Source organism: Phenylobacterium sp. (genome assembly GCF_004799395.1).
Lineage (GTDB): Bacteria > Pseudomonadota > Alphaproteobacteria > Caulobacterales > Caulobacteraceae > Phenylobacterium.
The window spans coordinates 1-9,054 of sequence record NZ_SSMZ01000207.1 but is presented as its reverse complement, the minus strand read 5'-3'; the positions used below and the strand labels follow the sequence as shown (position 1 = coordinate 9,054).

Sequence of the window (9,054 nt, the reverse complement as noted above, 5' to 3'; positions counted from 1 at the left end):
CCCTTCAGGGCGGCCGGCGCGGCGATGTCGTCGGGCATGCGGCGAATATAGGTGAGTCAGGGCGTGGGCCCTACCTCCCGCCGCGCTGGAACCGCCTGCGCCTTCAGTGCATTATCGTCGGGTAGGGGAGCTTGACCATTGCGCGGGGATTCTGCCGAGTCAGACACCGCCGAGACCGCGAAGCCCGCCAAGGCCGGACCGGACCTGTCGCAACTGTTCCGCACCATGCCGGGCCAGTACATGATCCTGGACCGCGACCTCCGCTACGTGGACGCCAATCCCGCCTATTGCCTCAGCACCGAGTGCACGCTCGAGGAGATCCTCGGGCGCAACGTCTTCGAGAGGTTCCCGCCCACCGGCGACGGCGCCCGCCAGGTCGAGGAGTCCCTGCGCCGGGTGCTGGTGACCGGGGTGGCCGAGACCCTGCCACTGGTCGCCTATCCGATCCCGGCGCGCGGCGGCGGCTTCACGATGAAGTACTGGTCGTGCGTGCACCTGCCCCTGTTCGATGCGGCCGGCGATGTCGGCTATGTGGCGCAGAACGCCGTCGACGTGACCGAGCTGCAGCAACTGAAGACCATCGCCTACGGGCCGAATCCGGGGGTCCCAGCGCGCGGCGAGAACGACCTTTTCCAGCGCGCGCAGGAGATCACCACGGTCAACAAACACCTGGTGGCGGAGACGCAGAGTCTGCGCGACCTGTTCATGCAGGCGCCGGGGTTCATGACCGTCTTCACCGGGCCGGAGCTGACCTTCGCGCTGGCCAACACCGCATACCTGCAACTGATCGGCCATCGCCAGGTGATCGGCCGCAGGCTCGCCGAGGCCCTGCCGGAGGTGGTGGAGCAGGGCTTCGAGGACCTGTTGCTGGGCGTGATGCGCGATCGCAAGCCGCACATCGGCCAGGCGACGAGCGTACTGCTGCAGCGCGAGCCGGGGGCTCCGCTGGAGGAGCGCTTCTGCGATTTCATCTTCCAGCCGATCCTCGGTGTGGACGGGGAGGCGGTGGGCGTGTTCGTGGAGGGCAGCGACGTCACCGACCGGGTGCTGGGCGAGCGCCAGCAGAAGCTGCTGCTGGACGAGCTGAACCACCGGGTGAAGAACACGCTCTCCACCGTTCAGGCGATCGCCAGCCAGACCCTGCGCACCAACGCCGATCCGGCGGGGTTCCGCGCCGCCTTCGAGTCCCGGTTGATGGCGCTCTCGGCGACCCACAACCTGCTGACCGCCACTAACTGGACGAGCGCCGACCTGCGCGAGGTGGCGCAGCTGGAATTCCATCCCTACGGGCCCGAGCGCTACCGGCTGGAGGGCCCCTCCGTGGCGCTGTCGCCGGCCCAGGCCCTGGCGCTGGGGCTGCTGTTCCACGAACTGGCGACCAACGCAGCCAAGTACGGCGCGCTGGCCCACGGCGACGGCCAGGTGGAGGTCGTCTGGCGGGCTCGGCGGCAGGGCGAGCGCACGGACCTGGAGATCGACTGGAAGGAGCATGATGGCCCGCCGGTGATCCCGCCAAGCCGGCAAGGCTTCGGCTCGCGGCTGATCGAGCGCAGTCTGCAGGGCCAGCTGGGCGGCGAGTCCAGGCTGGACTACGCCCCAGACGGCGTGCGCTGCCACATCCGCCTGCCTCTGGCGCGGGGCTAGGCGCTTCGAGCGACCGTTCGTCGAGCCGATGCAACGCTTCGACGCCCTTCGTGGCGACGCGGCCGGGATCGCGCGCAAGACTGCGCCGGGTCGCGACGGACGGGGGAAAGCCATGACCGCGGAGACGCCGCCGATCGCGCTGGGCTGGCGCGTCTATGGGCTGGGCGCCGTCGCGCTCGCGGTGGCAGCCTTCCTGCTGAAGGACTTCCTGCCGGGCCAAGCCGTTCCCAAGGGTTTCCCCGAACGCACGGCGCTGGCCTATGCGGCGGCGGGGTTCCTGCTGGTCGCCGGCGCGGCGGTGGAATGGCGGCGGACCGCGGCGTGGGCCGCCGGGGCGCTGACGGTGTACTTCGGCGTCGTGGTGTGCGGCCTGATGGACGTGCCAGTGACGGTGCGCCACCGGGCGGAGTACGGCGCCTACAGCAACCTCGCCGAGCAGCTGGCGATCGCCGCCGGCGGGCTGATCGTCTTCGCCCGGTCCGCGCGGATCGAGCCGGCGCTGGCGGCGCGGCTGACCCGCCTCGGCCAAGCGGGGTTCGGCGTCTGCGCCATCCTCTTCGGCGGGGCGCACTTCGCCTACATGAACCTGACCGCGCCGCTGGTTCCGAAGTGGCTGCCCCTGGGCGGCGTCTTCTGGGGCGACGCCACCGGGGTCTTCCACATCCTGGGCGGCGTCGCGATCCTGATCCGCTTCAAGGACCGGCTCGCCGCGATCCTGCTCACGGTCATGTACGCGGCTTTCACCCCGCTGGTGCACCTGCCGATGCTCATCGGCGACCCCGCCAACCACTGGTTCTGGAGCGAAAACGCCACCAACCTCGCGCTCACCGGCGTCGCCTGGGTGGTGGCGGATTCGCTTGCCCCAGTGCGCGGGGGCGTCAGCTCAGGACGTTCAGCACAGCCAGCGTCATAGCCTCCACACCGGTGCGGATGGTGGGTTCGGGCGTCGGCGCGAACTGCGGGGTGTGGTTGCCCGGAGGCTCTTGGCCCTTGGCGCGGTAGTCGGCGATCACCTTCGGATCGTAGCCGCCGAGGCCCCAGAACAGCGAGGGCACGCCGGCGATGATGTACTCCGAATAGTCCTCGCTGGCCGAGCCGGGGCTGGTCGCCTCTACCGCATGGGCGCCGAACGCCGCCTTGAACACCGGGGCGGTGCGCGCAGTGACGGCCGCGTCATTGACCACCGCCGAGGCGCCCTGGTCGAAGACGACGGTCGGCGCCGGCGCGCGGGCCATCTCGGCCACCGCCTTGGCGGTGCGGGCCAAGCCCTCCTTGAGGAGGGTGCGGGTGGCGTCGTCGTAGCTGCGGATGGTGCCGCGCAGAACCGCCTGGTCGGGGATGATGTTGCCGGCGCTGCCGGAGACGATCGAACCCACGCCCAGCACGCCGAACGCCGCGGGATCCTTCTCGCGGCTGACGATGGTCTGCACCTCGACGGTGAAGCGGGCCGCCTCCATCACCGGATCGATGCTGAGCTGCGGCCGCGAGCCATGGGCGCCGCGGCCCTGGAAGGTGATCTCGAAACCGTCGGCGCTCGAGGAATTGGCGCCCGCCCGATAGGAAATCCCCAGCGTCTGGAACGGCCCCACATGCTGGGCGAAGCCGATGTCCGGCTTTGGGAAGCGGGTGAAGAGGCCGTCGGCGATCATAGCCCGGGCGCCGCCCACCGTCTCCTCCGACGGCTGGCCGATGAACATCAGCGTGCCGCGCCACTGGGCCTTCATCGCCACCAGCTGCTGCGCCGCGCCGACCCAGGCGGCCATGTGGATGTCGTGGCCGCAGCTGTGCGCCACCGGCGTGGGTTTGCCCTGCCAATTGGTGACTGCATGGCTGGCGTAGGGCAGGCCGGTCTTCTCCTCCATCGGCAGGGCGTCGAGCTCGGTGCGGACCATCACCGTCGGGCCGGGGCCGTTCTTGTAGATGGCGACGATGCCCGTCTTGCCGACGTGTTCGGTGACCTCGAAGCCGAGGGCGCGCATCTCCTTGGCCAGCTTGGCGGAGGTTTCGACCTCCTGGAAGCCGAGCTCCGGGTGCTGGTGGATGTCCTTGTAGAGGGCGTCGAGGTGCGGATAGGCCTTGTCGAGGCCCGCATCGATCTGCGCCTTGGCCTTGGCGACGTCGAGTGTGCCCGGGGCGGCTTGGGCCGAGGTGGCCAGAAGCGCCGCAGCGCCCGCGAACAGAACGGATCGAAGTACGGAATTCATGCGGCTCACCCCCGAAAGCTGAATGAGCCGCACCTTAGCTACGCGCGCCGTGTACGCCCGTTATTTCTGCGCGCTAGAGCTTCACCATGCCGGTTGCGATCTTATCGTAGACGCTCCTGGTGACCTTCACGTAGCCGCGCTTCGCATCGTGGAAGAAAAGCGGGCCCTTGATCTTGCCGGGGTCGTAGCCGTCGGCGATCAGGTCCATCTTGCGGGTCTTGAAGGTGCCGGTGGTTTCCAGCGCCGGCAGGACACGGACGAACAGCGGCTGGGCGTAGGGCGGCAGTTCGCGGGCGACGCACTCGTCGAAGATCTTGATGTCGAACTCGGGGCCGACCACCAGGCCGGCCATCCCGGCGCGGCCCTCGGCGCCCTCGACCGCCACGCCATAGACGTTGGCCTCCTTCACCCCCGGACAGCTCAGCAGGCGCTCGGCCACCTCGTTGGTGGAGACGTTCTCGCCCTTCCAGCGGAAGGTGTCGCCGATCCGGTCGATGAAATAGAAATAGCCGTCGGCGTCGGTTCTCATCAGGTCACCGGTGGCGAACCAGGCGTCGCCCTTTTCGAACACGTCGTGCAGCACCTTCCTTTCGGACGCGGCCTTGTCGACGTAGCCGGAATATTCGCTGCGCGCGTCATGGCCGATCTGGCCGATGCACTCGCCGGTCTGGCCGGCGCCGGCCTCGATGCAGAGGCCGTTGATCCCGCGGATCGGCTCTTCGGTTTCCACGTCGAACTGGATCAGGCGGATGTTGAACCTGTTGCGCAGCCACTTGGGCGCGCGGCCGATGGCGCCCTCGCGGCCATCGAAGTTGAACATCGAGACATTGCCCTCGGTCGAGCCGTAGAACTCCAGGATCTCGGGGATCTTGAAGCGCTGCTTCATTACCGGCCAGATGTCGGGGCGCAGGCCGTTGCCGAAAGCCATGCGGACCTTGTGGCGCGTCTCGTCGTCGCTGGGCGGCTGGTTCACCAGATAGCGGCAGAGCTCGCCGATGTAGACGAACATGGTGCAGCCCTCGGCGATCGCCTCCCCCCAGAAGTGGCTGGCCGAGAACTTGCGCCGCAGGAATACCGAGCCGCCGGTCAGCAGGGCCGCGCCGAGCGCGCAGAGCCCGCCGGTGGCGTGATAGAGCGGCAGGGCCACATAGATGCGGTCCGACATCCTGGCGCCTGTCGAGCCCGCAAACCCGCGCATGTAGAGCTGCGCCCGCACGTGGGTGATCCGCGCGGCCTTAGGCATGCCGGTGGTGCCGGAGGTGAAGATCAGAAGCGCAGTGTCGCGCGCGCGGATGTCCTCGCGGACGATCTTGTCAGGCGGCAGCTGGCTGCAGCTCTTCAGCGCCTGGACCAGATCGCGCTGGTCGCCGTGCGCGGGACCGAACACCCACTGCGGCAAGGGTTTTTCCAAGAGAGGCTTGGCGGTCTCGAAAACCGGCGAGGTCTCGGCGTCGACGATCACGCAGACCGCCTGGGAGATGTTCAGGCAGTGGGCCAGCGCCTGGCCGGAGAGCTGGTTGTTGATCAGCGCGGTGACCACGCCGATCTTTGACAGTCCGTACCAGATGGCGAAGTATTCCAGCCGGTTGGGCATGAACAGCGCCACCGTCTGGCCGCGCCGCAGGTTGACCCCCTTGCCCCAGTGGGCGAAGCGGTTGGCGATGGCGTCGAGCTCGGCGTAGGTGACCGTGCGGCCTTCGAAGGTCATGGCCGTGCGGTCGCGCCACTGGTCGACCGCGGCCTGGATGTCGTCGCAGATCAGATTGGGGCTGTCGGCCGCGATCGACTTCACGCGTTTCAGCGTCCGGTTCAGCCCGCGCAGGAAGCGCCACTCTCTCTGCAGATTGGCCTTGAGCGGCATACGGGGCTCCGACGACACCGCCAACTTGGGGATGCGGCGCGCGCGGGGTCAAGCAATTGCAGGCGCGGGATCGACAGCAAAGCTCCGGGCGCCTTGGGAACGCGGCGCCGGGGACACAATTGATTAATCGGACCTTTCCAGGAGTTCGCGGCTCGCGCGAATTGGGCTCAGGAGAAGCGCTCCCAGGCTGACTGGCGCGACACGCCCAGGTGCGCGCCGATGTCGGCCCAACTGACCTCGCGGCCGCGCAGGGTGTCGACGACCTGCTGCAGGAAGTCGCGGCTGGCCTCGGCGGCGAAGTTCACCGAGCCCATCAGCAAGAGAAGCTGGTCGGTGGAACGCCCCAGCGGCTTCTGGTAGCCCTTGTCGGGGATCGGGCGGCCGGCGATCACGTCGTTACACATCTCCACGCACTCGTCGCAGATGAAGACGAAGGGCCCGGCGATGAGTTTGCCCACGTCACGCTGAGATTTGCCGCAGAACGAGCAGTGCAAGGCGTCCGGAAGCTTGAGTTTGGTGGCGCGCTCAAGCTTACGCCGCGCCTTGATCTCTTCGCGGGTGCGCTTCGAGTTGGCCTCGCTCATACCGGCCTCCATGTCAGGGTGATCCTGACTGTCAGGTAATCCCTGACGGCGGATACTGTCAAGAATGACCTGACTGCGCAAATAAGGTCATTTGGCGCCGGCGCCGAAAATGAAGGCGCCCGCGTCCCTTCCGGGCCAACCCCGCCGGACTGAGATTATCTTATTGATTTTACTACCTTTATGTTGGGAACCTTCCGGGACGCTGAGCGGTCTCAACCCCCCGCGCGCGGCCAAGCTTGCGCGTTTCAGATCCGGAACCCGACCGGCGTGTTCCCGTTTGGGTCATCCGAACACATCCCCTGGAGGGACTTCAGATGACCATCGATTTTAGCGCCACTCCGGACGACAGTCCGACCAACAACACCGCCGACGGCCCGATGTTCGCGCCGGTTCCGGCGTGGGAACGCAACAAGAAGCGCCGGGGCTTCGGCGGAGGCCGGGCGTCCGAGCCGCGCAGCTTTGCGCCGGCCGACGAACCCCTTGCCGCCACCCCGGTCTCCGACGCGCTGGGTCCGCTTGAGCCCACCGACGACGCCTTCGCGGCCGGCCCGACCTTCGCCAACCGCACCAAGAAGACGGCGTCGAGCAATGTGCCGATCGCCATCGTGGCGGGTCTCATCGTCATCGGCGGCGTTGGCGCGGCCGGTTGGTACGCCATGCAACCGCACGGCGGCCAGGGCGTGGCCGAGCTGACCCCCGGCTCGGCGACCACGACCACGACGCCCGACGGTTCGGTGACGACGCAGGTGGCCGAGGCGACGACGCCGGCGACGCCTGCGGCCCCGGCCGGGAAGGCAACCACGACCACCACCACGGCCCGTAGCCGCGACGGCGGAGTGACGCACAGGACCACCACGACGGTCCGCTCGCACGCCGCGTCGGACACCGCCGCGGACGCCAGCACCACCGCGCCCATGCCGCGAGCTGCGCCGGCGCCCCAACCCGCGTCGCCTGCCGCGGCTGCGCCCGCCGCGGCGCCGACGCCCGCTCCGGCCGCGCCGCTGGTCCTGACCTTGCCGCCGTCGAGCGCGCCGCAGAGCACCGCGCCCGCCGACACTCCGGCGCCCGTGCAGTCGGCCCCCGCGCCGACCACGGCTCCGCCGCCGACCCAGACCCCGCCGACGGCTTAAAGCTCAACCGTTGGGGACCTAAGGAAGGGCCGCTCCAGAAGGAGCGGCCCTTTCTCGTGCGCCATCACGGCTTGCGGATGGCGGTGATCTCCGGGAGGCCCTCGGCCTCCCTGGTGTCGAAGGCGACCCTCTGGCCGACCTTCAGGCCCTTCAGCAGATCCGGCGAGGCCAGGTGGAAGGGCATGACCATCGACGGCCAGCCCAACGCCGGGATCGGTTCGTGCCGCAGGGTGACCACCGCCTCCTCCGCGTTGATCTCGGTGACCACGCCCACGCCCTTGGCGCTGCGGCCGGTGGGCGGATGGGCGGCCGGCGCCGGCTCAGGCGCCTGGGCGGCGTAAACGGCAGGCGCGGCAAGAAGCAGGGCGAGGACGAGGGGGCAGAGGATCAACGGGCGGCAAAGGACCATGGTCAGCTCCAGCAGATCACTCACCTTACCGGCTTCCGCGCAAACGAGAAAAGACGGCCCGACGTCGAAGCCTGACCTGGATCAATGTCGAACACTCGACTTAAGATTTCATTTGCCAACAGAGGGCGAGAGGCGGCCACTTGGCTCAAACCTGCGGCCCGATGGGGATTTCCGTATGGCCGGCGCCGAAACCGTGATCGCCAGTAGCGTCCCCGGACTAACCGAAGCCTTTGACCTTGCCGCGGCTGCGGCGTGTGGGGCGCAGTCCTGTCCGAGCATTATCGAGGGACAAAACGAGCTCAAGACGCTCCAGCGCAGCCTGAGCGAGCTACGCACCTCAGCGGTGGAGGAATCTCAAAAGCTTGAAGAACAACGGCAGGTCATCCAGCAGATGCAGTTGCTGGCGCAGGAATCCGACCACCGTCTGCTGAACGGCCTGCAGCTCGTGGCCAGCCTGCTGTCCGTTCAGGCGCGCAAGACGACCAGCCCGGAGGCAGCCGTCGAACTCGGCATCGCGGCGCGTCGGGTCGCGACCATCGGGAACCTGCATCGCAGGCTTCACGGCATGGACCAGGAAGACGTCGTGGACCTGACCAAATACCTTGAAAGCGTCTGTCACGAGATCGTCGAGATGCTGGCGGTAGAGGGGCGCGCAGGCGCGATCAGCTTCGGCGGTATCGCCCTGCAGACGCCCAGGACCGTGGCCATCCCGCTCGGGTTCATCTGCGCCGAGCTGCTGACCAACGCGGCCAAGCACGCCAACGGGGACATCGAAGTCCGCCTCAGCGACGCCGGCGGCGGCCGCTACGCCCTGGCTGTCACCGACGGCGGCCCCGGCCTTGCCCGAGGCTTCGATCCCAAAGCCTCAACGGGCCTGGGCATGAAGATCATCGCATCGCTTGTGAGGGACATCGCCGGGGAGCTGGTTGTCGGCGCCCGGGAGACCGGGCAAGGCGCCCGCTTCACCGTGCTGTTTTCACCGGTCGCTTCAGGTCGCTGATCATCGCCCCACCGCGTGCGCCGAACAGCGATGTCAGCAAGGATCTCCGGGGCGTGGTCCGCCACGGCACGGACCCCTGTGACGCCGGGACACGGCTGGCGTCGCAACCGCCGCCGCCCTAGGAGCCTGACTCCGTAGTCAAAATCGAGAAAATCCAAGGGTAGAAAATTGCCCCAACGGGATCGGATGGGGGTGAAGTCGCAAGTTCGATGCTGGGACGAG

The 9,054-nt window shown here is 68.1% G+C and carries 7 protein-coding genes and 1 pseudogene; 4 read left to right on the top strand and 4 right to left on the bottom strand.

Annotation, left to right across the window (positions count from 1 at the left end):
- Nucleotides 1–138: 138 nt before the first annotated feature.
- Entirely contained in the window at nucleotides 139–1,644 is a 1,506-nt protein-coding gene (locus tag E8A12_RS13340) for a PAS domain-containing protein (RefSeq protein ID WP_293369484.1), read from the top strand.
- A gap of 112 nt (nucleotides 1,645–1,756) precedes the next feature.
- Nucleotides 1,757–2,557: a hypothetical protein gene (locus tag E8A12_RS13335; protein WP_293369482.1), complete on the top strand. Its 801-nt coding sequence runs from the start codon at nucleotides 1,757–1,759 to the stop codon at nucleotides 2,555–2,557.
- Here E8A12_RS13335 and E8A12_RS13330 read toward each other — a convergent pair.
- The 3 genes and pseudogenes from E8A12_RS13330 to E8A12_RS13320 form a co-directional block, all read right to left on the bottom strand.
- Nucleotides 2,523–3,848: an amidohydrolase gene (locus E8A12_RS13330; protein WP_293369480.1), complete on the bottom strand. Its 1,326-nt coding sequence runs from the start codon at nucleotides 3,846–3,848 to the stop codon at nucleotides 2,523–2,525. The two genes, E8A12_RS13335 and E8A12_RS13330, sit on opposite strands and share 35 nt — an antisense overlap.
- Before the next feature lie 73 nt (nucleotides 3,849–3,921).
- Nucleotides 3,922–5,709 carry a long-chain-acyl-CoA synthetase gene (locus E8A12_RS13325; protein ID WP_293369478.1) on the bottom strand — a complete coding sequence of 596 codons (1,788 nt, stop codon included), beginning with the start codon at nucleotides 5,707–5,709 and terminating at the stop codon, nucleotides 3,922–3,924.
- Between the two features lie 386 nt (nucleotides 5,710–6,095).
- Nucleotides 6,096–6,203 (bottom strand): annotated as a pseudogene (locus E8A12_RS13320) (ClpX C4-type zinc finger protein); the annotation flags it as partial.
- A 404-nt stretch (nucleotides 6,204–6,607) separates the two neighbouring features.
- On the opposite strand from E8A12_RS13320, the gene E8A12_RS13315 reads away from it, so the two are divergent.
- Nucleotides 6,608–7,423 carry a hypothetical protein gene (locus E8A12_RS13315; RefSeq protein WP_293369475.1) on the top strand — a complete coding sequence of 272 codons (816 nt, stop codon included), beginning with the start codon at nucleotides 6,608–6,610 and terminating at the stop codon, nucleotides 7,421–7,423.
- A gap of 64 nt (nucleotides 7,424–7,487) precedes the next feature.
- Here the strand turns inward: E8A12_RS13315 and E8A12_RS13310 are convergent, their stop codons facing one another.
- Nucleotides 7,488–7,856 (bottom strand): copper-binding protein, encoded by a 369-nt coding sequence (locus E8A12_RS13310; RefSeq protein WP_293369473.1) that lies wholly within the window; start codon nucleotides 7,854–7,856, stop codon nucleotides 7,488–7,490.
- 151 nt (nucleotides 7,857–8,007) lie between these two features.
- Here E8A12_RS13310 and E8A12_RS13305 point away from each other — a divergent pair, with 151 nt between their 5' ends.
- Nucleotides 8,008–8,832 carry a sensor histidine kinase gene (locus E8A12_RS13305; protein ID WP_293369470.1) on the top strand — a complete coding sequence of 275 codons (825 nt, stop codon included), beginning with the start codon at nucleotides 8,008–8,010 and terminating at the stop codon, nucleotides 8,830–8,832.
- The last annotated feature ends 222 nt before the right edge of the window (nucleotides 8,833–9,054 follow it).

Excerpts from the sequence above, each read along its gene's own strand:
- E8A12_RS13335 (WP_293369482.1), top strand. The coding sequence starts at position 1,757 with ATGACCGCGGAGACGCCGCCGATCGCGCTGGGCTGGCGCGTCTATGGG.
- E8A12_RS13330 (WP_293369480.1), bottom strand. The coding sequence starts at position 3,848 with ATGAATTCCGTACTTCGATCCGTTCTGTTCGCGGGCGCTGCGGCGCTT.
- E8A12_RS13325 (WP_293369478.1), bottom strand. The coding sequence starts at position 5,709 with ATGCCGCTCAAGGCCAATCTGCAGAGAGAGTGGCGCTTCCTGCGCGGG.
- E8A12_RS13315 (WP_293369475.1), top strand. The coding sequence starts at position 6,608 with ATGACCATCGATTTTAGCGCCACTCCGGACGACAGTCCGACCAACAAC.
- E8A12_RS13305 (WP_293369470.1), top strand. The coding sequence starts at position 8,008 with ATGGCCGGCGCCGAAACCGTGATCGCCAGTAGCGTCCCCGGACTAACC.